The 25,986-nt window shown below is 72.3% G+C and carries 17 protein-coding genes, 1 tRNA gene and 1 pseudogene; 4 read left to right on the top strand and 15 right to left on the bottom strand.

Annotated elements, in window-relative coordinates; genetic code table 11:
• Positions 1–4: 4 nt before the first annotated feature.
• From ACFOW4_RS29825 to ACFOW4_RS29815, 3 genes are all read right to left on the bottom strand, one after another.
• Complete coding sequence (locus ACFOW4_RS29825; RefSeq protein WP_377533635.1) at positions 5–1,246, bottom strand: FAD-dependent oxidoreductase; 1,242 nt, start codon at positions 1,244–1,246, stop codon at positions 5–7.
• A complete protein-coding gene (locus ACFOW4_RS29820; protein WP_377533634.1) occupies positions 1,236–3,359 on the bottom strand; it encodes an MMPL family transporter in 2,124 nt (707 codons plus the stop codon). Before ACFOW4_RS29820 ends, ACFOW4_RS29825 begins: the two co-directional genes overlap by 11 nt.
• 179 nt (positions 3,360–3,538) lie before the next feature.
• Positions 3,539–3,611 (bottom strand) — tRNA-Asn (locus tag ACFOW4_RS29815).
• A 296-nt stretch (positions 3,612–3,907) separates the two neighbouring features.
• Here ACFOW4_RS29815 and ACFOW4_RS29810 point away from each other — a divergent pair.
• The 4 genes from ACFOW4_RS29810 to ACFOW4_RS29795 all read left to right on the top strand — a co-directional run bounded on the left by ACFOW4_RS29810 (position 3,908) and on the right by ACFOW4_RS29795 (position 10,373).
• Complete coding sequence (locus ACFOW4_RS29810) at positions 3,908–4,315, top strand: hypothetical protein (RefSeq protein WP_377533633.1); 408 nt, start codon at positions 3,908–3,910, stop codon at positions 4,313–4,315.
• Positions 4,316–4,591: 276 nt separating this feature from the next.
• Complete coding sequence (locus ACFOW4_RS29805; protein ID WP_377533632.1) at positions 4,592–7,921, top strand: ThuA domain-containing protein; 3,330 nt, start codon at positions 4,592–4,594, stop codon at positions 7,919–7,921.
• A gap of 94 nt (positions 7,922–8,015) precedes the next feature.
• Positions 8,016–9,086, top strand: coding sequence for a sugar phosphate isomerase/epimerase family protein (locus ACFOW4_RS29800; RefSeq protein ID WP_377533631.1), 1,071 nt, complete (start codon positions 8,016–8,018; stop codon positions 9,084–9,086).
• 105 nt (positions 9,087–9,191) lie between these two features.
• On the top strand, positions 9,192–10,373 hold the full coding sequence (locus ACFOW4_RS29795) for an ROK family protein (protein ID WP_377533630.1): 1,182 nt from the start codon (positions 9,192–9,194) through the stop codon (positions 10,371–10,373).
• Between the two features lie 37 nt (positions 10,374–10,410).
• Here the strand turns inward: ACFOW4_RS29795 and ACFOW4_RS29790 are convergent, their stop codons facing one another.
• The 12 genes and pseudogenes from ACFOW4_RS29790 to ACFOW4_RS29735 all read right to left on the bottom strand — a co-directional run bounded on the left by ACFOW4_RS29790 (position 10,411) and on the right by ACFOW4_RS29735 (position 25,948).
• Entirely contained in the window at positions 10,411–11,418 is a 1,008-nt protein-coding gene (locus ACFOW4_RS29790; protein ID WP_377533629.1) for a sugar phosphate isomerase/epimerase family protein, read from the bottom strand.
• A 274-nt stretch (positions 11,419–11,692) separates the two neighbouring features.
• Complete coding sequence (locus ACFOW4_RS29785; protein ID WP_377533628.1) at positions 11,693–12,355, bottom strand: ABC transporter permease; 663 nt, start codon at positions 12,353–12,355, stop codon at positions 11,693–11,695.
• Positions 12,352–13,293 carry an ABC transporter ATP-binding protein gene (locus ACFOW4_RS29780; protein ID WP_377533627.1) on the bottom strand — a complete coding sequence of 314 codons (942 nt, stop codon included), beginning with the start codon at positions 13,291–13,293 and terminating at the stop codon, positions 12,352–12,354. Before ACFOW4_RS29780 ends, ACFOW4_RS29785 begins: the two co-directional genes overlap by 4 nt.
• 91 nt (positions 13,294–13,384) lie before the next feature.
• A pseudogene (locus tag ACFOW4_RS29775) lies at positions 13,385–14,058 on the bottom strand (response regulator).
• Positions 14,055–15,233, bottom strand: coding sequence for a sensor histidine kinase (locus ACFOW4_RS29770; RefSeq protein WP_377533626.1), 1,179 nt, complete (start codon positions 15,231–15,233; stop codon positions 14,055–14,057). Before ACFOW4_RS29770 ends, ACFOW4_RS29775 begins: the two are co-directional and overlap by 4 nt.
• A 196-nt stretch (positions 15,234–15,429) precedes the next feature.
• The gene (locus ACFOW4_RS29765) at positions 15,430–17,544 is read right to left on the bottom strand and encodes a ThuA domain-containing protein (RefSeq protein ID WP_377533625.1); all 2,115 of its coding nucleotides are present in this window, start codon (positions 17,542–17,544) and stop codon (positions 15,430–15,432) included.
• Positions 17,545–17,619: 75 nt separating this feature from the next.
• Positions 17,620–20,487 (bottom strand): PQQ-dependent sugar dehydrogenase, encoded by a 2,868-nt coding sequence (locus ACFOW4_RS29760; protein ID WP_377533624.1) that lies wholly within the window; start codon positions 20,485–20,487, stop codon positions 17,620–17,622.
• Positions 20,488–20,765: 278 nt separating this feature from the next.
• On the bottom strand, positions 20,766–21,833 hold the full coding sequence (locus ACFOW4_RS29755) for a polyprenyl synthetase family protein (protein ID WP_377533623.1): 1,068 nt from the start codon (positions 21,831–21,833) through the stop codon (positions 20,766–20,768).
• Positions 21,830–23,251 carry an alkaline phosphatase family protein gene (locus ACFOW4_RS29750; protein ID WP_377533622.1) on the bottom strand — a complete coding sequence of 474 codons (1,422 nt, stop codon included), beginning with the start codon at positions 23,249–23,251 and terminating at the stop codon, positions 21,830–21,832. The genes ACFOW4_RS29755 and ACFOW4_RS29750 overlap by 4 nt, the downstream gene beginning before the upstream one ends.
• The gene (eboE, locus tag ACFOW4_RS29745; protein WP_377533621.1) at positions 23,248–24,456 is read right to left on the bottom strand and encodes a metabolite traffic protein EboE; all 1,209 of its coding nucleotides are present in this window, start codon (positions 24,454–24,456) and stop codon (positions 23,248–23,250) included. The genes ACFOW4_RS29750 and eboE overlap by 4 nt, the downstream gene beginning before the upstream one ends.
• Positions 24,456–25,310, bottom strand: coding sequence for a TatD family hydrolase (locus ACFOW4_RS29740; protein WP_377533620.1), 855 nt, complete (start codon positions 25,308–25,310; stop codon positions 24,456–24,458). Before ACFOW4_RS29740 ends, eboE begins: the two co-directional genes overlap by 1 nt.
• Positions 25,310–25,948, bottom strand: a complete 639-nt coding sequence (locus ACFOW4_RS29735) for an EboA domain-containing protein (RefSeq protein WP_377533619.1) — start codon at positions 25,946–25,948, stop codon at positions 25,310–25,312. Before ACFOW4_RS29735 ends, ACFOW4_RS29740 begins: the two co-directional genes overlap by 1 nt.
• Positions 25,949–25,986 lie beyond the last annotated feature (38 nt).

Here is a 25,986-nt window from a genome sequence, read left to right as displayed (position 1 = left end):
CGGCTCAGCTCGCGGCGCGTACCTCCGCCAGCACCGCCCCCGCCGTCCGCCAGCCGCTCGCCAGCGCCCCCTGGATGGACGGGCTGTCCCGGTGGTCACCGGCCACGAACAGCCCCTCCCCCAGCGCCACGGGCTTGCGCAGCCGCCCCTGCGGCGGCGGTGCGGCGGGCAGCGCGTCCGGGATGGACACGGTGGTCAGGTGGGTCCAGTCGGCGGTGGACCGCCCGTACAGCCGGGTCAACTCGGACCGGATGGTCGGCTCGGGTGGAGCCGTCGGGCCGACCACCGAGGTGGCCACCAGGTGCCGCCCGGCGGGCGCGTACGTCGGGGCGGCGTTGCTGATCACGACGGTGTTGGCGGCGATCTCGCGCCGGTCGCCGTCGACGAGCAGGATCGGCTCGGCGAGCGGCGGCTCGGGTGCGCTGTGGTAGTAGGTGGTGTAGCTGTGCATCCGTACCGTCTCCAGGGTTGGCAGCAGCGCGGCCGCGGCCGGCGGGTCGACGGCGACCACGACGGCGCGGCAGCGGATGTCGCCGGCCTGGGTGCGGACCCGGCCCGGGGTGACCTCGGCGACCGGGGTGTCCAGCTCGATCAGCTCGGCGGGCAGCGGGTCGGCGATGGTCCGGGGCAGTGCGGCCATGCCCTCGGCGGGCAGGCCGATCCGGCCGCGGGCGAAGGAGCGCAGCACCATCGCCAGCACGTGGCTGGAGGTCTCCAGCTCGCGGTCGATGAGCACGCCGGAGAGGAACGGTCGCAGCAGCTCCTCGATGATCGCGTCGGAGAGGCCGGCCCGGCGCAGCGCCGTCTCGGTGCTGGTCTCCGGCGCGGCGAGCAGCCGGGACGTGGGCAGGGTGGCGCAGCCGGTGGCGAGCGCGGCGAAGCGCACCCGGTCGAGCAGGGAGCCGATCCCGGCGAGCGCGGTGCGCGGCCCGCCGGTCGGCTCACGCAGCGGGTTGACCAGCCGCCGCAGGTGCTCGCCCTTGCGCACCAGCACCCCGGAGGTGAAGTACCCGAGGTCGAGCCGGTCGGTGTCCAGCAGCGTGCCGAGCCGGGGGTAGGCGGTGTTGAGCACCTGGAAGCCGCGGTCGAGCAGGAACCCGTCGACGGCGTCGGTGGTCACCCGGCCGCCGAGCCGGCCGCCGGCCTCCAGCAGCCTCCAGGGCACGCCGGCGCGGTGCAGCCGGCGGGCAGCGGCGAGGCCGGCCAGGCCGCCGCCGACGATGACCACCTCGGTCTCAGCGAGCATCGCGGGCCTCCCGCTCACCGTTCGCCCGGGCCAGCCGGCCCGGCCACCAGATCTTCGGCCCGATGTCGTACGCGAGCGCGGGCACCAGCAGCGACCGGACGATGATGGTGTCGATGAGTACGCCGACCGCGACGGCGGTGCCCAACTCGACAAGCACCACCAACGGTAGGACGGCGAGCGCGGAGAACGTCGCGGCGAGCACGATGCCGGCGGAGGTGATCACCCCGCCGGTGACGGCGAGGCCGGCGAGCACGCCGACGCGGGTGCCGCGTTTGACCGACTCCTCGCGGACCCGGCTCATCAGGAAGATGTTGTAGTCGATGCCGAGGGCGACCAGGAAGACGAAGGCGAACAGCGGGAACGACGCGTCCACCCCCGGGAAGTCGAACGCGTAGCGGAACAGCAGCGCGCAGAGGCCGAGCGTGGCGGCGAAGCTGAGCAGCACGGTGGCGATCAGCAGGATCGGGGCGAGCAGGGCACGCAGCAGCAGAGCCAGGATGATCGCGATCACGGCGAGCACCACCGGGATGATCACGTTCTGGTCCCGCCTCGAGGCGTCCGAGGTGTCCACGTTGATCGCGGTGAAGCCGCCCACCACGGCGTCCGTGTCAGGCACCCGGTGTACGGCCACCCGCAGCTCGCGGATGGTCCGCTCGGCGGCGTCGCTGTCCGGCGGGTCGGCCAGGGTGGCCTCCAGCTGCACCCGGCCGTCGACCACCTTGGGAGCGGCGTTGCGCTCGGGTGGGCCGCCCTGCCCGGCGGCGGTGACCGGACGGACGGCGGCCACCCCGGGCACGCCCTGCGCCGCCTGGGCCACCTGCTGGGCGGTCTGCTGGGTGGTGAAGATGGTGGCCGGGCTGCCGGTGCCGGCGGGGTAGTGCCGGGCGATCGCCTCCTGGCCGTCCACCGAGTCGGTGCGCTGGGTGAACAGGTCGGACTGGCCGAGGGTGGTGACGCCGAGCTGGGTGAGGCCGAAGGCGAGGGCGGCCAGCACGACGGCCGTGCTCACCCAGACGGGCCGGGCGTGGCGGGCCACGAAGCCGGCGACGCGGCTCCAGATGCCGTGCCCGGCCTGCGGGTCGGCCTCGTCGGCCCTTGGCCGTCGGGGCCAGAACGCCCAACGGCCTCCGAGCACCAGCAGCGCGGGCAGGAAGGTGAGCATCACCAGCAGGGTGGCGGCGATGCCGATGGCGGAGACCGGGCCGAGCGCCCGGTTGGAGTTGAGGCTGGACAGCAGCAGGCAGAGCAGGCTGACGATGACCGTGCCGCCAGAGGCGATGATCGCCGGCGCGGCCCCCTTCCAGGCCGTCCTCATGGCGTCCCAGGGCCGGTCGTGGCGGTGCAGTTCCTCCCGGTAGCGCGCGATGAGCAGCAGCGCGTAGTCGGTGCCGGCGCCGAAGACCAGCACGGTGAGGATGCCCTGTGCCTGCCCGTTGAGCTTCACCACGTCGGCGTCGGCGAGCAGGTAGACGAAGACCGACGCGAGCGCGTACGACATGCCGGCCGCCAGCAGCGGGAAGATCCAGAGCACCGGGCTGCGGTAGACGATCAGCAGGATGACCAGCACCACGACCAGGGTGACCAGCAGCAGCGGACCGTCGATCGCGGAGAAGACCTCGATCAGGTCGGCGAGCAGGCCGGCCGGCCCGGCGACGTCCACGCTGAGCCCGTCGCGGTCGCCGCCGGTGATGTCGCGCAGTTGCTCGACGACCGCGCCGATCTCCTCCCCCTCGGCCTCGTCCACCGGCACGACGACCTGGAACGCCTGGCCGTCCTCGCTGGAAATCGGTGGGGGCAGTGGAGTGAGTACGCCGGGTACCTGGGCGAAGCGGGCGGCGTCGGCGCCCACCCGCTGCCGGTCAGCGTCGGTGATGCCGGAGGTGCGTTCGTAGACCACCAGCGCGGGGATGGTCTGCCGGTCGACGAACTCGCCGGCGAGGTTCTGGGCGCGGGTCGCCTCGGCGTCGGTGGGCAGGAACGCGGCGTTGTCGTTGGTGGCGACCTCGCCCAGCCGGCCGGAGTACGGGCCAGCCACCGCGCCGATGACCAGCCACGCCAGGACGACCGCCACCGCGATCAGGGTGGCCCGGCCGCTTCCCCCTCTTCCGGACATCCGCACCCCACTCCGAATCGACGCACCAATCGACGCAACGGGAGTTTAAGCCGACATCGACCATCCTGCCGGGCGAGCGGGCCGCGGGGGGCCGAAACCGGGCGACGGGGGCACGGCTGGGGGTTGGCGACAACGAAAACGCCCGCCGGCACACTGCCGACGGGCGCTGGGTGGAGAAGCTCCCCCGATTGGACTCGAACCAATAACCTGCCGGTTAACAGCCGGCTGCTCTGCCAATTGAGCTACAGGGGATCGTGCACCGCCCGACTCCGGATCTCTCCGGCGCCGTGGCGACGGGACAAGAGTACAGGACATCCCCGGGTGGTGGTCCAGTGGGTTCCCGCCCCCGGTGTGCGCCGGAAGGATCGCCCTGCTCGGCGAGGCGACTCAGCCAGTAATCGGGATAAATCGTCATCCCGGCACAAGCAGGCATGAGCGGAGAGCAGGATGGGTAGTTAGCTGCGGACAGAGGACGCAGGCGCGATTTGGTCGCTCCCGACGGGGTAGCCCACCGGGGCGACGGAGCGTCAGGTACGGAAGGAGCCGCCATGCGCGGAAAGATCATGTTTCTTGGCGGGCTGGCTGCGGGATTCGTCCTGGGCGCCCGTGCCGGCCGGGAGAAGTACGAGGAGCTGGTGGTCAAGGGCCGCAAGGTGCTCGACCACCCGACCGTCCAGGAGGCGGCCGGGGTCGCGCAGGCCCAGGCGAACCGGCTCTACAGCGAGGGTAAGGACAAGCTCGGCCAGTCCAAGCTGGGCGAGAAGCTGGGCACGGTCACCGGCAACGGCAGCAAGCAGGAGCTGACCGCCGCCGACGACGCGTTCGCCGGCACGCCGGCCACCGTCGGTGCCAAGTCTGGCTCCGGCACCAGCGGCACGGCCGGCACGACCTCCGGGTCGTCGGCCGCCACCCCCCGCAAGCCGTCCGGCTCGGGCACCAACGCCAGCACCCTGTAGACGCACATCGATCGGGCCCGGCCGCCACTGTGGCGGCCGGGTCCGTTCGTGTCTGCGCACGTCAGGGGTGGCGCACCACCACGACGGGGGACTTTCGCCGATTTGAAGCGAAAGTTCGACTGGTACATCGAAAACTTTTGCAGCGAACCTCTTCTCTTTGGTCCCGGGCGCAAATATCGTCCTGCGTAGAACCTGGCCAGGCTCTTGGTACTCCCCGGCGACCTCCCCAGCGACGTACCGCGCTGAGGGGGACCCGCCCGACCAGAGCGAGGTTCGATGCGTAGACCAATCGGCCGAAGAGCCGTCACCTGTCTCAGCCTTCTCACCCTCGTCGGCGCGACGCTCGTCGCGACCGAGCCGCAACGGGCCTCACCGGCGCAGGCCGCGCCGGCGGCCGAGAGCAACGGCATCCAGTACAAGGTTCTCGTCTTCACCCGGTCGGCCGGCGGCAGCCACACGGCCACCAGCGCCGGCGTCGAGGCGATCCGCCAACTCGGCAACGACCGGCGCTTCACGGTCGAGGTGACCGACGACGCCCGGAAGTTCGACGAGTCGCACCTGAAGCAGTTCCGCGCGGTGGTCTTCCTGAACACCTCCGGCGACGTGCTGACCAACGGCCAGCAGGCCGCGTTCGAGCAGTACTACCGCGACGGCGGCGGCTTCGTCGGCGTGCACTCCGCGATCGAGGCCGAGCCGGGCTGGGCCTTCCTCGACAACGTGCTCGGGACCCGGGCCGTCGGAGCCCCCGCGCCGGCCAGCCCCGCCACGGTCACCGTCGCCGACCGGGTGCACCCGGCGTCCGCGCCGCTGCCCGAGCGGTGGAGCACGACCGACCGGTGGTACAACTTCGCGGCCAACGTCCGGGGCGTCTCACACGTCCTGGCCACGGTGGACGAGAAGACGTACTCCGGCGGCACCATGGGCTTCGACCACCCGGTCACCTGGTGCAAGGACTACCAGGGCGGCCGGTCCTTCTACACCGGACTGGGCGCCACCCCGGAGAGCTTCTCCGGTGCCGACCTGCGCGCCCACCTCGCCGGCGCGATCCAGTGGGCGGCCGGCACCACCGACGGCGACTGCGGCGCGACCGTGCTGGCCAACTACCAGATGGAGGTCATCGGCGCGCAGCCCAACGTCAACGAGCCGATCGGCTTCGACGTGCTGCCCGACGGCCGGGTGATCCAGACCGACCGCCGCGGCGGCGTACGGCTGCACGACCCGAAGACCAACGAGACCACCGTGCTCGCCCAGATCCCGGTCTACACCCACAGCGAGGACGGGATGTACGGGCCGGCGGTCGACCGGGACTTCGCCACCAACCGGTGGGTCTACCTCTACTACGCCCCGCCGCTGGACACTCCGACCGGCGGCGCGCCCACCACCAGCACCGACCCGGCCGCCTGGGACCGGTGGAAGGGTTACTTCCAGCTCTCCCGCTACAAGTTCGTCGACGGCGAGACACCCACGCTCGATCTGGCCTCGGAGCAGAAGATCCTCCAGGTGCCGGTGGACCGGGGGGCCTGCTGCCACGTGGCCGGTGACATCGCGTTCGACTCGAAGAACAACCTCTGGCTGGTCACCGGGGACGACACCCCGGCCGGCGGCGGCGGGTCCGGTGGCTTCTCGCCGCACAACGACTCGGTCAGCGCCACCGGCGTCTACCAGGCGCCGTTCGTGGACGCCCGGCGCAGCTCCGCCAACACCAACGACCTGCGCGGCAAGATCCTGCGCATCGCCGTGGGAGCCGACGGCAGCTACACCGCCCCCGAGGGGAACATGTTCCCCGAGGCGCAGGACCCGGGTGACAAGACCCGCCCGGAGATCTACGCGATGGGCTTCCGGAACCCGTTCCGGATCACCCTCGACAAGAACGACGTCGCGTACGTCACCGACTACTCCCCCGACTCGTCGACCGCGGCGGTCGGCCGAGGACCGGCGGGGACGGGCCGGATGATGGTGGTGGACAAGCCGGCGAACTACGGCTGGCCGATGTGCGTGCAGCCGAACCTGCCGTACATCGAGATGAACTGGACCACCAACCCGATCTCGCCGGTCGCGCCGTTCGACTGTGCGACGCCGCGCAACACCTCCCGCCACAACACCGGCCTGACCGACCTGCCGGCGGTGCAGAAGTCGGAGCTCTGGTACTCGTTCCAGGCACCGACCCCGTGCCCGGAGTCCTACCTGTCCACCCCGACGCAGACCTGCCCCGTGCTCTTCCCCGAGCTGGGCACCGGCGGCGTCGGACCGCACGGCGCGGCGCGCTACGACTACGACCCGGAGCTGAGGTCGCAGACGAAGTTTCCCGCGTACTTCGACGGCTCGATCTTCTTCGGCGAGTTCACCCGGGACACGCTCAAGGAGATCCGGCTCGACGGCCAGGGCGACATCCTGAAGATCAACAACGTGTTGAACTGCGGTCAGGCACCCACCACCCCGGCCAAGCCGTTCCTCTGCGACAACCCGATGGACATGAAGTGGGGTCCCGACGGCAGCTTCTACCTGCTGACGTACGGCGACGGGTTCTTCAACGTCAACCCGGACGCGGCGATGCTGAAGTTCAGCTACGTCAAGGGCCTGCGGGCGCCGAACGCCGTGCTCACCGCCGACCGGACCAACGGCACCGCGCCGCTGACCGTCGCGTTCAGCAGCGAGGGGTCGAAGGACCCGGACCCGGCGGACTCCATCTCGTTCGCCTGGGACTTCGACGGCAACGGCACGACCGACTCCGTCGACCCCAACCCCACGCACACCTACACCGCCAACGGTGTCTACACCGCGCGGCTGACGGTGACCGACTCCAGCGGAAAGACCGCGTCGGCCAACACCACCATCACGGTCGGCAACACCGCCCCGACGGTGACCGTGACCACCCCGGTGGAGGGCGGCTTCTTCAGCTGGGGTGACGACATCCCGTGGTCGGTGACGGTCACCGACCCCGAGGACGGGCCGGTCGACTGCGCCAAGGTCGAGGTGACCTTCGTCCTCGGCCACGACACCCACGGCCACGGTGAGGCCAACCAGTTCGGCTGCTCGGGCGTGCTGCCCACGGACCCCGACGACGCGTCGCACGGCGGCTACATCTACGGCGTGGTCAGCGCCTCCTACACCGACAAGGGGGCGAACGGGCAGCCGGCCCTGACCACGGTGGACCAGCAGATCATCCAGGCCAAGCGGCAGGAGGTCGAGTTCGCCACCGACGAGTCCGGCACCACCGTCGGCACGAGCGCCGACACCGGTGGCGGGCAGCAGCGCGGCAGCCTCGACCCGGGCGACTGGATCGCGGTGAACAACGGCGTGAACCTGCGGAACATGCAGTCGGTCACGCTGCGCACCTCCGGCGGCAGCGCCGCCACCGCCGGGCAGCCCCGGTTCGGCGTCCAGCTGCGGCTCGACTCGCCCACCGGTCCGGTGCTGACCACCGCCGTGGTCAATGCCACCAGCGGCAACAACGCCTTCACCAGCACCACCGTGCCGGTCACCGACCCGGGCGGCACGCACCGGCTCTACCTCGTGTTCACCACCGTCCCGGGCGGCCCGACCAGCGGTCTCGGCAACCTGAACTGGGTCGAGTTCACCGGTCAGGGCATCGGCGTCACGCCGTAGCGACCGCCGCGGCCGGGGTCGCCGCCAGCGGCCCCGGCCCACCGCTCCATCCGTCACCCACACCGAGAGCACGTACCAAGGAAGGCAGCAGCAGATGAACGACAGTCAGCACGGAATGAGCCGTCGCCGGATGCTCGGCGCCCTGGCCGGCGTCGCCGGCGCGGCAGCCGTCGGCGCCACCGGCCTGGCCTCCCCGGCCCTCGCCGGCAACGGCCTGCTGGTCCCCACCGGCAAGCGCGGCATCATCCTCTACAGCGTCCGGGACCGGATCAGCGCCGCCCCGGACGCCACCGGCGTGCCGTACGGGTTCGAGCGGGTGCTCGGGCGGCTCGCCGAGATCGGCTACAAGGAGGTGGAGTTCGCCGGGTACACCCAGAACAGCGCCATCCTGGGCCGGCAGATCACCGCCGCGGAGATCCGCAAGATCCTCGACGACAACGGCCTGCGGGCCAACGGCTCGCACGCCTCCATCCCCAGCACGATCAACCCGACCACCCTCGCCGCGTTCGAGCAGCAGCTCGACATCGCCGAGACGCTCGGCATGACCCACGTCGGCACCGGCAACGACCCGACCGGCAGCAACTACAAGGCCGACTGGGACGCCGCCGCCGAGCGGTGGAACATCCTGGGCGAGCTGGCCGCCGCCCGGGGGCTGAAGCTCTACACGCACAACCACGACGCGGCGTACAACTTCCTGCTCGACAGCGGGCCGCTGGACGCCCAGGGCCGGCCGACCCGGTCGTCGGGAGTGCGCAAGCTGGAGTACTTCATCGGGCTGACCAACCCGGAGTGGGTCTGGTTCGAGATGGACATCTACTGGGCGCACGTGGCCCAGCACCGTTTCCGCAGCTACACCGACCCGGACGGGGTGACCCAGACCAGCATCTTCGACCCGCTGGCCGTGGTCGCGGCCCAGCCGATCCGGTTCCCGCTGTTCCACGCGAAGGACGGCGCGTTCAACCCGGCCAGCAGCGCCGGGTACGAGATGGTGCCGCTCGGCCAGGGCGACATCGACTACGGGAACTTCTTCGCCAACATGGGCGCCAAGGGCTACCACAACCCCATGTGGGAGCAGGACAACGCGCCCGGCGGCGCCGCCGACCCGGGCCGCTCGCTGCGGTTCGCGGAAATCAGCTACCAGCACATGTCGGGTCTGCGGGGCTGACCGACCCGACACGCACGCCCGGGGCCGCATCCGTCATCGGATGCGGCCCCTCGCGCCATACGGCCGAAACACCGCCGTGGCAGACTCCGGCCGGAGGTGGTGACGATGGTGCTCGTGAGGCCGGAGAACACGCACCAGTCCCGGCTGGTCCGGCTGCTGCGCGACGGTCCCCGGTCCCGGGTGGAGCTGGGCGACGTGCTCGGCCTGTCCCGGACGACGCTGACCGCGGAGCTGGACCGGCTCGTCGAGCGGGGCCGGGTGGAGACCGCCGGGCCGGCGGCATCGCGGGGCGGACGCCGCTCCGCGCTCCTGCGCCTCGCCGGCGGGGTGCGCTTCGCCGGCGTGGTCGTCGCCCCCGACCGGGTCACCGTGGCGGTGACCGACGGCGAGCTGAACGTGCTCGCCCAGGTCGACGAACCGGCGGACGTCCGCACCGGGCCCGAATCGGTGGTCGGACGCGCTGTCGAACTTCTCGGCAAGCTCCGTGCCGAGCTGGGCGTCTCCCAGCTCACCGGGGTGGGTGTCGGCCTGCCCGGGCCGGTCGCCGTCGACGCGGGGACGGCCGCCTCGCCACCGGTCCTCCCGGGCTGGCAGCGCTTCGGCGTCCGCGACGCCTTCGCCGCCGAGCTGGGCTGTCCCGCGCTCGTCGACAACGACGCGAACGTGATGGCCCTCGGCGAGCAGCACGCGGGGGTCGGGCGGACCTTCGACGACTTCCTCTACCTGAAACTGGGCACCGCGATCGGCTGCGGCCTGATCCTCGGCGGCCGCCTGCACCGGGGGTCCACCGGCAGCGCCGGGGACATCGGGCACCTGCCGCTCGGCGAGGACGGGCCGGCCTGCGTCTGTGGCGAGAGCGGATGCCTGGAGGCGTACTGCGGCGACGCCGGGCTGGTCCACGCGGCGCTCGCCGCGGCCCGGACGGGTCGGTCCCCCGCGCTGGCCGCACGGCTCGCCGAAGCCGGCACCCTCACCATGCGCGACGTCGCCGCGGCGGCGACCGCCGGCGACCCCGCCGCGCAGACGGTGGTACGCGACGCCGCTCGCCGCCTCGGCCGGGTGCTGGTCGGCCTGGTCAGCTTCTTCAACCCCGGCATCGTCGTCATCGGGGGCCCGACGGACGGGCTCGGGCACATCCTGCTCGCCGAGATCCGCGCCGTGGTCTACCGCCGGTCGGCGCCGCTGGCCACCGGCACCATGCCGATCGTCCTGTCCGACCTGGCCGGCCGGGCCGGGGTGGTGGGCGCGGCCCGGCTGGCCAGCGAGCACGTCTTCGCCACCGACTGACGGGGGCCGACCGGCGGTCGGCCCCCGGCACCCGCGGTCAGTCCTTGCTGCTGAACGCCGCGTCGAAGGCGGCGGACGGGGCGTCGAAGGCGAGCCGGCGGACGAACTGCAACGCCTCGGGTGCGCCGACCAGCCGGTCCATCCCGGCGTCCTCCCACTCGATCGAGATGGGCCCGGCGTAGCCGATCGCGTTCAACGCCCGGAAGCAGTCCTCCCAGGGCACGTCGCCGTGGCCGGTGGAGACGAAGTCCCAGCCGCGCCGCATGTCGGCCCAGGGCAGGTGGGAGGCGAGCCGGCCGCGCCGGCCGTCGCCGGTGCGTACCTTGGCGTCCTTGCAGTCGACGTGGTAGATCCGGTCGGCGAAGTCGAAGATGAAGTTCACCGGGTCCAGCTCCTGCCACACGAAGTGCGACGGGTCCCAGTTGAGCCCGAACGCGGGCCGGTGGCCGATCGCCTCCAACGTCCGCTTGGTCGTCCAGTAGTCGTACGCGATCTCGCTGGGGTGCACCTCGTGCGCGAACCGCACCCCCACCTCGTCGAACACGTCGAGGATCGGGTTCCACCGGTCGGCGAAGTCCTGGTAGCCGCGCTCGATCATCGACGGCGGCACTGGCGGGAACATGGCCAGGGTGTGCCAGATGGACGAGCCGGTGAAGCCGATGACGGTGTCCACGCCCAGCTTGGCCGCCGCCCGGGCGGTGTCCTTGATCTCCTCGGCGGCCCGCTGACGGACCCCCTCCGGTTCCCCGTCGCCCCAGATCCGGCCCGGCAGGATGTCCTGGTGCCGCTCGTCGATCGGGTGGTCGCAGACCGCCTGGCCGACCAGGTGGTTGGAGATCGCGTAGACCTTCAGGTTGTGCTTGGCCAGGGTCTCCCGCTTGCGGTCGACGTACGACTCGTCGGCCAGCGCCTTGTCGACCTCGAAGTGGTCGCCCCAGCAGGCGATCTCCAGACCGTCGTAGCCCCACTCGGAGGCGAGCCGGCACACCTCGTCGAACGGAAGGTCGGCCCACTGGCCGGTGAAGAGCGTGATGGGTCGCGCCATTGTCCTTCTCCCCTGATGTGATGGGGATTCCTGTGCGGGACCGGGGCGAGGGTGACCGGCCGGGCCGGTACGCCGACGACCAGGGTGGGAACACCGGTGGGTGCGGAGCGCACCTGCGCCCGGCGGGTTGCGCCTCCCACCGGGTCACCGGCCACCACCAGGGTCGCCGCCCCCACTCTATGTGCGTCCCGCCGCCCCGCGAAAGCCCACCGCGTTAGGAGGGGCCCCCTGTACAACGCCAGGCGTTAACAAGGGGCCCTTCCTTTCTGCGGGGTCAGGCGTCGCGGCGGCGCAGGGTGAGCGTCGCGGCGCCGACGAGCACCACCAGGCTGGTGATCGCGCCGGCGGTGTTGCGCAGCAGCGCGCCCAGCGCCATGCCGAGCACGCCGACGCCGGCCAGGTAGACCGCGGCGCCGAGCACCGCCCGCAGCACGCCCTCGTCGCCGAGCGAAATGCCGTCCGCGCCGAGGATGCTCTGGCCACCGAGGAAGGTGAGCAGCGCGACCGGCGCCAGCACCGCGAGCGAGACGGCGGCGAGCACCACGACCTTCGCGCCGAGCACCGGCCAGCGCTTCGGCACGGCGGCCAGCGACGACCGGATCATGCCGGTGGAGTACTCACCCGCGACCAGCAGCACACCGAGCGTGCCGATCAGCAGTTGGGCGAGGTTCACCCCGCCGAGGCTGGCGCCCAGCGGGTCGAGTGAGGACGGGCCGCCGGGCGCCGCCGGGGTGCCGGCCTCCGGCGGGTTGGTCGCCAGCACGGTGGAGAAGGCCAGGCCCAGGCCGGCCAGGAGGACCACGGTGGCGGCCAGCATGATCAGCGACGAGCGCAGCGAGCGGAACTTGATCCATTCCGAGCGGACGACCCGCCACCAGGTGACCCGGGCGTCGGCCGGGACGGTGGCAGTGCGGGGGGCGAGCGTGCCGGCGGTCATCGGGCGCTCCTTCCGGCCAGGACTCCCCCGACGGTCGGCTCGGCGGTGTACTCCACCGCGTCGCGGGTGAGGGTCATGAACGCCTCCTCCAGGGAGGTCTGCTGCGCGGAGAGTTCGTGCAGGGTCAGGCCGGCCGCGGCGGCCCGGTCGCCGACCTGTTCCAGGCTCAGGCCGGTCACCTCCAGCAGGCCCGGCTCCCCGCCGGTCACCGTCACGCCCGACCCGACCAGCAGGTCGCGCAGGGCACCGGCCTGCGGCGAGCGGACCCGTACCGTGTCGTGCGCGGCCCGCGCCACGAACTCCGCGACCGGTACATCGGCGATCAGCCGGCCCCGGCCGATCACGATGAGGTGTTCCGCGGTCAGCGCCATCTCGCTCATCAGGTGCGAGGAGACGAAGACCGTCCGCCCCTCGGCGGCCAGGCCCTTGAGCAGGTTGCGGATCCAGAGGATGCCCTCCGGGTCGAGGCCGTTGACCGGCTCGTCGAGCATCACCACCCTCGGGTCGCCGAGCAGGGCGGCGGCGATGCCGAGCCGCTGGCCCATGCCGAGCGAGAACCCGCCGGCCCGCTTGCCGGCCACCTCACGCAGCCCGACCAGGTCGATCACCTCGTCCACCCGCCGTCGGGGAATGCCGGTGGTGGCGGCCATGGCGAGCAGGTGGTTGCGGGCGGAGCGGCCGGTGTGCACGGCCCGGGCCTCCAGCAGCGCGCCGATCTCGCGCAGCGGGGCGGAGTGCTCGGCGTACCGGCGGCCGTTGACGGTCACCGTGCCCGCGCTCGGCGCGTCCAGGCCGAGGATCATCCGCATGGTGGTGGACTTGCCGGCCCCGTTGGGGCCGAGGAAGCCGGTCACGATGCCGGGCCGGACCTGGAACGTCAGATCGTCCACGGCGACCTTGTCGCCGTAGCGCTTGCTCAGGTTGGTCACGTCGATCATGTCGCCAACGATGGCCCGCGTACCCCCGCCGCGACGTCGGCCAGCGGCGGACACTTCGGCATACCGCGACCGTGGTACGCCGGCGGCCCGGCTACCGCGGCGGCTCCGCCACCCGCACCAGACCGCTCTGGTACGCGATCACCACGAGCTGCGCCCGGTCCCGCGCGCCCAGCTTGGTCATTGCCCGGTTCACGTGCGTCTTGGCGGTCAGCGGCGAACCAGCCGCTGCGCGATCTGCTCGTTGGACAGCCCGGCGGCGACCAGCGTGAGCACCTCGCGTTCCCGCTCGGTGAGCGCCGCCAGCCGCTGCGCGTCGGCGCGCGGGTCGGCTTCCGGTTGGGCCAGGAACCGGGCGATCAACCCCCGGGTGGCCTTCGGCGACAGCAGGGCGTCACCGGCCGCGAGGGTACGGATGGCGTCCAGCAGCTCGGACGGCTCGACGCCCTTGCCGAGGAAACCGCTGGCACCGGCCCGCAGCGCACGGAAGAGGTGTTCGTCGACCTCGAAGGTGGTCAGGATCAGCACCCGCACGTCGGACAGCTCCGGGTCGGCGGTGATCGCCTCGGTGGCGGCGAGGCCGTCCAGCTCGGGCATCCGGATGTCCATCAGCACCACGTCGGCCCGGGTACGCCGGACCAGGTCGACCGCCTCCCGGCCGGTGGCCGCCTCGCCCACCACGCTCAGGTCGGGCGCGGAGTCGACAAGCACCCGGAAACCGGCGCGGATCAGCTTCTGGTCGTCGGCCAGCAGCACCCGGATCGTCACTCGGCCACCTCCTCGGGAGCGGGCAGGACCGCCCGGACGGTGAAGCCCCCACCCTGGCGCGGGCCGGCGGTGAAGCTGCCACCCACCGTCTCGGCGCGCTCCCGCATACCGACCAGGCCGAGCCCGGCACCCGGCGTACCGTCGACCGGCGCGGTGCCGTCGTCGCGTACCTCGATGGTGATGCCCTCGGCGTCGTAGCGCAGCCGGACCGCGACCCGCGCGCCCGGGGCGTGCTTGTGCGCGTTGGTCAGCGACTCCTGGATGATCCGGTACGCGGCCACGTCCACCGCGCTGGGCAGCGGTCGGGGCTGGCCGGCGAGGGTCCAGTGCACCGGCTGCCCGGCGGCGAAGCCCTCGACCAGCGCGTCGAGGCGGTTCAGGCTGGGTGCCGGTTCGGTCTCCGCGCCCGGCTCGTCGGCCCGGCGCAGCACCCCGAGCAGGGTGGCCAGCTCGTCGAGCACCGTACTGCTGGCCGAGCGGACGTGCGCCAGCGCCTCCTCGGCCGCCTCCGGCTGCCCGCGCAGCAGATGCCCGGCCACCCCGGCCTGCACGCTGATCAGCGCGATGTGGTGGGCGACCACGTCGTGCAGCTCCCGGGCGATGCGCAGCCGCTCCTCCGCGACCCGCCGCCGGGCCTCCTCGTCCCGGGTCTGCTCGGCCCGCCGGGCCCGCTCCTCCAGCACCGCGACGTAGGCGCGCCGGCTGCGTACCGCGTCGCCGACGGCCACCGCGACGCCGAACCAGAGCAGCAGCACCACCACCGCCGGGTCGAGCCAGGCCACGCCGAGGGTGGCGACCGCCGCGAGGCCGACCAGCAGCGCGCTGACCGCGCCCGCGATGCCGGCGGTCCGCCGGTCGGTCAGGGTGGCGACGGTGTACGCGGCGATGGCCACCGAGATCACGAAGGGCCCGCGCGCCTGGTCGGTGAGGAGGGCCAGCACCACCGCGGTGGTGACCACGGCGAGCACCGGCAGCGGATGGCGGCGGCGCAGGGTCAGCGCGGCGCAGCCGACCAGGGCGATCAGCACGGCGCCGATGGTCAGCGGCGCGCGCGGTGGGCCACCGGGCGGGTCCACCGGTAGCAGGGAGAGCACGAACAGCGCGCCGGCCAGCAGCACGTCGGAGACCGCCGGATGCGCCCGCGCCATCAGACGCCACCGCGCGAAACGCCCCATGGAAGGTCAAGGTACGGCAGGCGCCCGCGCGCCGGCCCGCGACGGTCCGTACGGCGCGAGTCGGCCAACTCGTGCAAGAGCGTCATGCCTCAGAGGCATATCTATGCCTCTGAGGCATGGCCCGCACAGACGGAACCGGCTCGCCGGGCGGGGCACCCGGCGAGCCGGATCAGCGTCGGACCGGATCAGCGATGGATCAGGGCAGGGTCCACTTCTGGTTGGCCGCGCCGTTGCAGGTCCAGAGGTGCACGATGGTGCTGTCGGCCGAGTTGTTGCCGGAGACGTCGAGGCACTTGTTCGACGACGTGTTGCGCAGGCTGCCGTCGGCCTGGGCGGCCCAGTTCTGGGCCCCGGTGCCGTTGCAGGTCCAGAGCTGGATCTTCGTGCCGTCGGCGGTGCCGCTGCCCGAGACGTCCAGGCACTTGCCCAGCGCCTTGATGGTGGAGTTCGGCGTCACGGTCCAGGTCTGCGCACCGCTGCCGTTGCAGGTGTAGATCTGGATCTGGGTGCCGTCGGCGGTGCCGCTGGCCCGCACGTCCAGACACTTGCCGCCCAGGCCCTTGACCGGGCCGACCCCGCCGGTGCCGCCGCCGCCCTTGACCAGGGTGAAGTCGTCCACGTCGAAGAGCCCGGTGCCGCTACCGGTGAAGGTGAGGTAGAGGTTCTGGGTGCCCGACGGGACGCCGGAGAGGGTGGTGGTGACGTCGGCGTAGGTGGTCCAACTGCCGGTGTTCGGCACCGCCACCGAGCCGAGCACCGGGCCGGTGGTGGAGCCGGTCCGCACCTGGATGGTGCCGCCGGGGCCGCCGGAGACGATCCGGGACTTGAACGAGGTGGCGCCGGTCAGGTCGACCCCGTTGTACGCGGCCCAGTCACCCGGGTCGATGTAGCCGAGGGTCTGCCCGTTGTTGGCGCCGGCCTTTGTGAACGGGGTGACGCCGCTGGCGGAGCTGAACGACTCGGCCTGGACGGTGGTGTTCCCCCCGCCCGGTGGGTTGGAGCCCAGCTCCTTGATCCGGACGTTGCGGAACGACACGTCGTCACCGGTGCCGTGGTTCTGGATGCCGATGTGGCCGGCGAGCGAGCGGGCCGCGTTGGTGTTGGTGAAGTCGTTGATCTTCACCCCGTTGAGGAAGATCTGCAGCCGCTCACCCTCGACCAGCAGTTCGTAGGTGTTCCACTCCCCCGGCGGGTTGAGCGCCGCGTCCCGTGCGGCGAGGTCGGCGGACTTGAAGGTGTAGACCGCGCCGGTGGTGCGGTCGGCCGCGTCGGTGGCGTCGATCTGGATCTCGTAGCCGTTGTTCACCGCCGACCACGGGTCACTCGACGGCGGGAACCCGATGAACACCCCGGAGTTGTCGTCACCGGCCAGCTTCCAGTCCATCTTCAAGGAGTAGTTGGTGAACTCCTTAACGCTGTACCAGAGCATGCCCAGGCCGCCGACCGAGGTGAGGGTGGCGTCGGAGTTGGTGAAGCTGCCCGGGCCGGCCTGCGACCAGCCGGTCGTCGAGCCGTTGTAGAGGGTGGTGTAGCCGGTCTCCGGCCGGCAGTCGGCCTTGCTCCGGCCGGCCGCGTAGCGGATGCCGCCGAGCAGGTGGGCCCGGAACGCGGCGTCGGAGTAGGACGCCTGGGTGTGCCCGCCGCCGGTGTAGAAGGACCGGCCGCCGTTGTAGCTCTTGCACCAGGAGTGGGGGTGGTCGGCGCCCATCGAGCCGCCCGAGTACGACGACTCGTCGAGGGTGGCCAGCACCCGGGCGGTGGAGCGGGCGTTGGTCTGGTAGTTGTACCACTCGTCGGTGCGGGTCCAGGTCTGCGGCAGGTGCGCCGTCGCGGCGTGCCCCCGGTTCTCCACCTTGACGTTGGCCTGCTGGATGGCCGGGTGCGAGGCGAAGTACGCCCCGACCAGGTTGCCGTAGAACGGCCAGTCGTACTCGGTGTCGGCCGCGGAGTGCACGCCGACGAAGCCGCGGCCGGAGCCGATGTACGACTCGAAGGCGGTCTGCTGGCTGGCGTTGAGCACGTCACCGGTGGTGTTGAGGAAGACCACCGCCTCGTACTGGGCGAGGTTGCCGGTCGTGAACGCGGCGGCGTCCTCGGTGGCGGTGACGGTGAAGTTGTTGCCGGCGCCCAGGTCGCGGATGGCCTGGGTGCCCACCGCGATCGAGTCGTGCCGGAAGCCGGCGGTCTTGGAGAAGACCAGCACGTCGTACGGGGCGTCGGCGGCGCTGGCCGGGCTGGCCGGGGTGGTGCAGGCGATGACGGCGAGGGCGGCGGTGGCCGCGCCGAGGACGGGTCGCAGGAGTCTGCGCATGTCGCTCTCCTAAGAACGGTTAGGAGGGGCCCCTTGTACAACACTAGGCGTTAACAAGGGGCCCCTCCTTTCAACTCAGGGCAGGGTCCACTTCTGGTTGTTGGCGCCGAGGCAGGTCCACAGGTGCACGACGGTGCTGTCCGCGGAGTTGTTGCCGGAGACGTCCAGGCACTTGCCGGACTGCGGGTTCCTCAGCGTTCCGTCGGCCTGGGCGGACCAGTTCTGCGCGCCGGAGCCGTTGCAGGTCCAGAGCTGGATCTTCGTGCCGTCGGCCGAACCGCCGCCCGAGACGTCCAGGCACTTGCCCAGCGCCTTGACCGTCGAGTTCGGCGTCACCGTCCACGTCTGCGCCGTGGTGCCGTTGCAGGTGTAGATCTGGATCTGCGTGCCGTCGGCCGTGGCGGCGCTGCGCACGTCCAGGCACTTGCCGGCCAGCCCGGTGATCGGGCCGGTGCCACCGCCGCCACCCGCGCCGGTGGTGAAGGTGAACGAGTCCAGGTCGAACAGCGCCCCGGCGCCACCGGCGAAGGTCACGTAGAGCGTGGTGGTGCCCGCCGGCGGGTTGGTGATGGTCCCGCTGACGTTCTGGAACGTCTCCCACGAGCCGGTCACCGGAACGGTGGCCGAGCCGAGCACCGTGCCGGTGGCGGAGCCGGCCCGCACCTGGACGGTGCCGCCCACGCCGCCGGACGAGATCCGAGCGGTGAACGAGGTCACGTTGTTGATTCGGTACGGCTCGAACGCGATCCAGTCGCCGTTGTCGATACTGCCGACGGTCTTGCCACCCTCAGCCGCGGTCTTGCTGTACTGCTGGATGCCCGAGGAGGTCTTGTAGTGCTCCGCCTGGCGCTTCTTCGGCTGCAGGGTGTGCTGCTTGTGGGTGGTCAGCCCGCCGGCGTCGGTGTACTCGGCGTCGAAGATCGCGAAGATGTTCGCCGCGTCGTCGTGCTCACCGTCGACCGGGATGGTGATCGAGCCGGAGCAGCCGTTCTTCGAGGTGATCTGGTGGCCGTGCTGGTCGTGGCCGAGCACGTAGGTCATCTTGACCTTCGTGCAGTCGATCGTGCCGTCCTCCGGGTCGGTGACGGTGATGCTGAACGGCACCGTGTCGCCGTACGCGAACAGCTGACCGTTGGCCGGGTTGTTGATCGTCACCGTGGGGGCGGTGTTACCGACACCGATCTGCACGCTGGCCGTGCCGGTGGCGCCCTGCGGGTCGGTCACGGTCAGCGTGACCGTGTAGCTGCCGTTGCTGGTGAACGTCTTGGCCGGGTTGGCCGCCGTGGAGCTGGTGCCGTCACCGAAGTTCCACGAGTAGGTCAGCGCACCGCCCTCCGGGTCCGACGATCCGGCCGAGGAGAAGTTCACGGTCAACGGGGCGGCGCCGGAGGTCTTGTCGGCCGCCGCGACCGCGGTCGGCGCGGCGTTGCCGCCGGCGATGTAGTCGTAGCGGTAGAGCGCCGAGTTGGCGTCACCGTTGAAGTACCCGGTGCCGTAGTCCAGGACGTAGAGCGAGCCGTCCGGCCCGAACGCCATGTCCATGACCTGCTTGCCGTTCCACGGGAAGTTCTCGATCGTGCCGGGCGAGCCGTCGGCGTTGAGGTGGATCGGTTTGACCCAGCCCCGGCCCAGCTCACCGGCGAAGAACTGCCCGTCGAAGCCCTGCGGAAACTTGGTGGTCGAGGCCGACGAGGCGTTGTACCGGTAGACCGGCCCGGCCATCGGCGACTCGGAGCCGCCGCCGAACTCCGCGGGGCTGCCCGCGTCACCGGCGTACCGGATCCAGGCCGGCTTGGCGCCCGGGAGGGTGGTGATGCCGGTGTTGCGGAAGGAGTTGTTCGTGGGGCCGCCGGTGCAGTTGTACTTCGCGCCAGCCGTGTTGTTGGCGAAGTCCCACTCGGCGTACGTCTCGTTGGCGGTGTTGGTGCCGGTGCAGTACGGCCAGCCGAAGTTGCCCGGCCCGGTGATCCGGTTGAACTCGACCTGGCCGCTCGGGCCCCGGGAGGTGGTGCTGCCGGAGTCCGGGCCGTAGTCACCGACGTAGACGACGCCGGTGGCCTTGTCGACGCTCATCCGGAACGGGTTGCGGAAGCCCATCGCGTAGATCTCGGGGCGCGTCTTCGGGTCGGAGTCGACGAACATGTTGCCCGACGGGATCGAGTACGTCCCGTTGGCGTTCACCTTGATCCGCAGGATCTTGCCGCGCAGGTCGTTGGTGTTGGCGGCGCTGCGCTGGGCGTCGTACGCCGGGTTGCGGTTGGTGCGCTCGTCGATCGGGGCGTAGCCGGAGGAGTCGAACGGGTTGGAGTCGTCGCCGGTGGAGAGGTAGAGGTTGCCGGCGGCGTCGAAGTCGATGTCACCGCCGACGTGGCAGCAGATGCCCCGGTCCGCCGGGACGTCGAGGATGTCGACCTTGCTGCCGGTGTTGAGGGTGAAGTCGCTGTTCAGGGTGTAGCGGGAGAGCCGGTTGACACCCTGCCAGGCGGAGAAGTCGCTGCCGGTGGCCGGTGCGTCCCCGCCGGGGGTGGACAGCGGCGGCGCGTAGTAGAGGTAGATGTGGCGGTTGCTGGTGAAGTTCGGGTCGACCCCGACGCCCTGCAACCCCTCCTCGTCGTGGGTGTAGACCGACAGGGTGCCGACCACGGAGGTGGTGCCGCTCGCGTCGGTACGGCGGAGCGTGCCGTTGCGGGCGGTGTGCAGGACCGACCGGTCCGGCAGCACGGCGATGGTCATGGGCTCGCCGACCTCGGCGGCGCCCTTCGCGAGGGTCACCTGCTGGAAGTCGGTGGCGGTGATGGGGTGGGCCTGGGCCGCCGTCGGGCCGCCGAGCGCGGCCGGGCCGGCGCCGAGTGCGACCGTGCCGGCCGTGGCCACCAGGAGCAGCGCTGAGCCGGCGGAGAACCATTGTCGGGATCGGTGGGGCGGGCTGTCCTTCTTGGACATCGTGGTCCCTTCCTGACGAGTGACTGCCAGGCCGGGCGCGCGCCGTCGCGCCGGATGCCGTAGCGGTGGTGGGTGTCGATGGGTCACCGCGCCGCCGGTTCACCTCGACGAAACAATGTCGTGTTGGGCACGACACTAAGTGGCGAGTGTCGATGTGTCTATACCTTCCGCCCGGCGGACGTGAACTTCTGTCGGTTTGATCGAAAGTCCACGGACAGCACCGCGTCCCGGACACCGCGCGGGGTCCGGGAGGCGGTGGCCGGCGGGCGCCGGCGGGGTCAGGCCCGGCGGTCGATCGCCTGCGCGGCCAGGGCGACCAGGGCCGTCCGCGCCTCCGCGGCCACCGGCGCATCCTCCAGCGCGCTCAACGCCGCCTCGGTACGCACCCGGATCATCTGCTCGATCCGCTCCCGGGCACCGGTCGCCTCGATGATCCCGCGCAGCTCGGACGCCCCGTCGGCGTCCAGCGCCGGATTGCCGAACAGCTCGCGCAGCCGGGCGGTCTGCGCCCGGTCGGCGGCGCTGCGGGCCAGCGCCATCATCACCGTCGGCTTGCCCTCACGCAGGTCGTCCAGCACCGACTTGCCGGTCACCGCCGGGTCGCCGAAGACGCCCAGCACGTCGTCACGCAACTGGAACGCGTCGCCCAGCGGGTCACCGAACTCCCCGAGCGCCGCGATCAGCTCCGGCGCCGCGCCGGCCAGGGCCGCCCCGATCTGCAACGGCCGGGTCACCGTGTACCGGGCCGCCTTCATCCGGATCACGGTGAGCGCGCTGGCCACCGAGCCGTCGCCAACCCCGGAGACCAGGTCCAGGTACTCCCCGGCGATCACCTCGGTACGCATCAGGGCGAACACCCCGTACCCCCGGTGCACCTGCTCGGTGCTCAGGCCGCACTCGTGGAACATCTGGTCCGACCAGGCCGCGCAGAGGTCCCCGCAGAGCAGCGCGGTGTTGCGCCCGTACGCCTCCGGGTCGCCCCGCCACGAGGAACGGGCGTGCAGGTCGGCGAAGAGCCGGTGCACCGACGGCTCGCCGCGGCGGCGGTCGCTGCCGTCGAGGATGTCGTCGTGGATCAGCGCGAACGCGTGGAACAGCTCCAGCGCCGCCGCGGCCATCACGATCGGCGTACCGTCGGCGCCCCCGGCGCCGCGCCAGCCCCAGTAGCAGAAGAGTGGGCGCAGGCGTTTCCCGCCGGCCAGCACGAACCGGTGCAGCGCGGTGAACACCCCGCGCGGGGCGCCGTCCGGCCAGTCCGGGCCCTGCCGGTCGAGGAAGGCGGCCAGCTCGGCGTCGAAGCGCGCACGCAGCCCACTCACGTCGGCCGGCGCGACCGTGACCGTCATGACCCCTCCCCCGGCCGCTCCGACGCCGACGCCCGGTCGGCGAGCCCGGCCAGCTCCAGCAGCAGCGCCTTGACCTCGGTGGCGGCGAGGCGGTCGCGGGCCGCCGCCGGGTCGGAGCAGAGCAGCACCGGCGCGTCCTGCGGATCGGCCGGCAGCCGGCCGTGCGAGCCGCGCACCGCCCGCGCTCCGGCGTCCAGGCCGACCACGCTCATCAGGTAGCGCATGCCCAGCTTCTTGCGGGCCAGCGCGGTCGCCGCCCGCCGCTTCGCCGCACCGGGTGCGGCCGGGTCGAAGAACAACTCGGCGGGGTCGTAACCCGGCTTCCGATGGATCTCCACCAGCCGGGCGAAGTCCGGCGCGCGGTCGTCGTCCAGCCAGTAGTAGTAGGTGAACCAGGCGTCCGGCTCGGCCACCAGCACCAGCTCGCCGGCGCGTGGATGGTCCAGCCCGTGCTCGGCCTTGCCGTCGGCGTCGAGCACCTCGGCCACCCCGGGCAGCCCGGCGCAGAGCTTCGCCACCACCGGCACGTCGGCCGGGTCCCGGACGTAGACGTGCGCCACCTGGTGGTCGGCGACCGCGAACGCCCGCGACGTCCACGGGTCCAGGTACTCCATGCCGTCCTGGGTGTGCACCCGCAGCAGCCCTTCGGCGCGCAGTGCCCGGTTGACGTCCACCGGCCGGGACACGTCGGTGATGCCGTACTCGGAGAGCACCACCACCGTGGCGTCGCGGGCCCGGGCGGCGTCCAGCAGCGGCCCGAGCACCGCGTCCAGCTCGGCCGCGGCGGCGGCGGCCCGTGGCGACGACGGGCCGAAGCGTTGCAGGTCGTAGTCCAGGTGCGGGACGTAGACCAGGGTCAGGTCCGGTGCGGCGTCGGCCAGGATCTGCTCGGCGGCGCGGCAGATCCAGCGCGACGCGGGCAGCCCGGCGCCCGGCCCCCAATAGGTGAACAGCGGGAAGGTGCCCAACCGCCCGGTGAGCGCGTCGTGCAGCTCCGGCGGGTCGGTGTAGCAGTCGGGCTCCTTGCGCCCGTCGGCGTAGTAGACCGGGCGCGGGGTGACGGTCCAGTTCACGTCCGCGCCCATCGCGTACCACCAGCAGACGTTGGCCACCGTGTAGCCCGGGTCGACCCGGCGGGCCGCCTCCCACAGCTTCTCCCCGCCGACCAGCGCGTTGTGCTGTCGCCACAGCAGCACCTCGCCCAGGTCCCGGAAGTACCAGCCGTTGCCCACGATCCCGTGCTCGGTCGGCAGCGTCCCGGTGAGGAAGGTCGACTGCACCGAGCAGGTCACCGCGGGCAGCACGGTGCCCAGCTCGGCGCGGAAACCGCCGTCGGCGACCGCGCGCAGCCGGGGCATGTGCGCCAGCAGTCGCGGGGTCAGCCCGACCACGTCCAGCACCACCAGTCGTCGTTTCATCGTGACCCTCCCGTCGTGGCCGGGGCGGTCCGGTCCGCCGGCGTGAGGCCCAGGCCGACCAGTTCGGCGCGGGCGAAGGCGAGTTCGGCGGCGATCCCGCCGGCCAGTTCCGCGTCGGTGCGCGGCCGCCGTGCCTCCGGCAGCACCCCCCAGGTGTACGTCTCCACGTCGAGGTGGTCGCAGCCCGCCGCCGGACCGGCGAAGAGGGCGGCCAGCGCGGCGCGCAGCACCGGTAGCGTCGAGCCCAGCGGTTCCTCGGGTGGGGCGTGCAGCGGCACGTGGTAGTGCACCCGCCACGGCCCCGGCAGCGCCGCGTCCAGGGCGGCGTCCAGGTCGTCGGCCGCGCACGCCGGGTCGGCCGGGTCGGCCGTGCCCGCGCAGCCGGCGCCCCGGGTCTGGTGCAGGAAGCGCGGCTCCACCCAGCGGCGCAGCGCGTCGGCGGAGCCGGCCGGGTCGGCGGCTTCCACTGCGGCGGAAACCTGCACCTTGACCACCGGCAGGCCGGCGGCCCGCAGCCGGTCCAGCGCCGCGGCCGGTTCCTCCCAGGCACAGGCGAGGTGGGCCAGGTCGAGGCAGACGCCCAGCCGCTCGGTGTCCATGCCGGACAACAGAGTGGCGGCCTGCCCGGTGCTCTCCACCACGCAGCCCGGCTCCGGTTCGAAGCCGACCCGTACCCGGCGGCCGGTGTCCCGCTCGACGACGGCCAGCCCGGCCGCGAGCTGGTCCAGCCGGCGCCGGGCGGCCCCGGCGCGCTCGGCGTCCCAGGGTTGGCGCCAGGCCAGCGGCAGGGTGGAGACCGAGCCGCGGGCGGCGTCGTCGGGCAGCAGGTCGGCCAGGACCCGCGCCAGGTCCAGGGTGTACGCGAGTCGCCGCTCGGTGGTCCAGTCCGGTCGGTAGACCTCGTGCTTGACCACCGGGGCCTGGAAGGCCGCGTACGGGAAGCCGTTGAGGGTTACCACCTCCAGCCCGCGCGCGTCCAGTTCGGCGCGCAGCCGGCGGCGCAGGGCCGGTTCCGCGGCGAGTTCGGCGGCGACCGGCGCGGCCAGCCACAGGCCGAGGCCGAGCACGTCGGTGCCGAGCGTCTCGCGTACCGGCAGCGCGTAGGTGTCCAGTTGGCCGAGGATGCCGGCGAGGTCCTCGGCGGGGTGCACGTTGGTGCAGTAGCCGAGGTGGATGGTGTCGCCGCCGGCGTGCCGTAGCCGCATCAGCTGCCGCCGCGCAGGATGGAGTTGCCGGTCTGCGGGTCCACGGCGGCGAACTCCAGGTCGCCCAGGTCGAGCCGGCCGGACTGCCCGTAGAACTGCACCGGGTTGCGCCACAGCACCCGGTCGACGTCGTCGTCGGTGAACCCGGCCAGCAGCATCGCCTCGCCGGTGGCCCGGGTCAGCAGCGGGTCGGAGCGCCCCCAGTCGGCGGCCGAGTTGACCAGCATCCGTTCGGTCCCGTACTCGCGCAGCAGCTCGACCATGCGGGGCGGGGACATCTTGGTGTCCGGGTAGATGGAGAAGCCCAGCCAGCAGCCGGTGTCCCGGACCAGCTTGACGGTCACCTCGTTGAGGTGGTCGACGACCACCCGGCCCGGGTCGATGCCGGACTCGGTGACCACGGCCAGGGTGCGCTCGACGCCCCGGGCCTTGTCCCGGTGCGGGGTGTGCACCAGCGCCGGCAGGTCGTGCGCCACGGCCAGCGCGAGCTGCGCGGCGAACGCCTCGTCCTCCTCCGGGGTCATCGAGTCGTACCCGATCTCGCCCACCGCCACCACGGCGTCCTTCTCCAGGTAGCGCGGCAGCAGGTCCAGCACCGGACGGCAGCGCGGGTCGTTGGCCTCCTTGGGGTTGAGCGCCACGGTGGCGTGGTGCCGCACCCCGAACTGCCCGGCCCGGAACGGCTCCCACCCGATCAGGGAGTCGAAGTAGTCGGCGAAGGACGCGGCGCTGGTGCGGGGTTGCCCCAGCCAGAACGCCGGCTCGACCACCGCCCGGACCCCGGCGGCGGCCATCCGCTCGTAGTCGTCGGTGGTGCGTGAGGTCATGTGGATGTGCGGGTCGAAGATGCGCATCACGCCTCCGTGGGGGTGGGACGGTCGACGGTGGTGGTGCCGACGCTGCTCGCGGTGAGCCGGTCGAGCAGTTCGGTGGCGTCGGCGGGCATCTCCCGGCCAGCGGCGTGCCGCTCGGCGGCCAGGGCGGCGAGCATCGCGGCGAGTTCGCCGTCGGCGCGCTCGTCGAGGTCGGCCACCGCGGCCAGCGGCACGCCGGTGAAGACGCACTTGAGCACCGCCTGCCGCCAGTCGGCCGGGTCGAGGTGGCGGGCGTACGGGCCGAGCGCGGCGGCGACCAGCCGGGTGTCGTTGGTGCGGATCGCGTCGTGCAGCAGCGGCACCCCGGCGCCGCCGACCGGCAGCAGCGGCAGGGCGCGCAGTACAGCCCGCCGCTCGGCCGCGTCGCCGTGCCGGTAGAGGGTGTCCGCGTACCGGGCGTGCTCGGCCGGCAGGGCGGTGAGCAGCAGCACCCGGGCCGCGTCGTCGGCGGTCCAGCCGGGCGCGTCGGGCAGGGCCGTGCGGCCGCAGCGCCGGCCGGCGGCCGGGAAGAGTCGGCTGATCGCGTCGGGCTCGACCGCGACCCGGCGCAGCGCCGCGTCCAGCCAGTCGGGATCGGGTACGCCCCGCAGCGCGGCCCGTAGTGAATCCGGTGTCATCCCGTCTCCTCCCTCGTGCTGCTCCGCAGATGCCGAGC

This window comes from Micromonospora sp. GCM10011542, from assembly GCF_042650685.1.
Taxonomy (GTDB): Bacteria; Actinomycetota; Actinomycetes; order Mycobacteriales; family Micromonosporaceae; genus Micromonospora.
The sequence above is the reverse complement of the archived record's forward strand: the minus strand, read 5'-3'. Positions and strand labels throughout refer to the sequence as shown.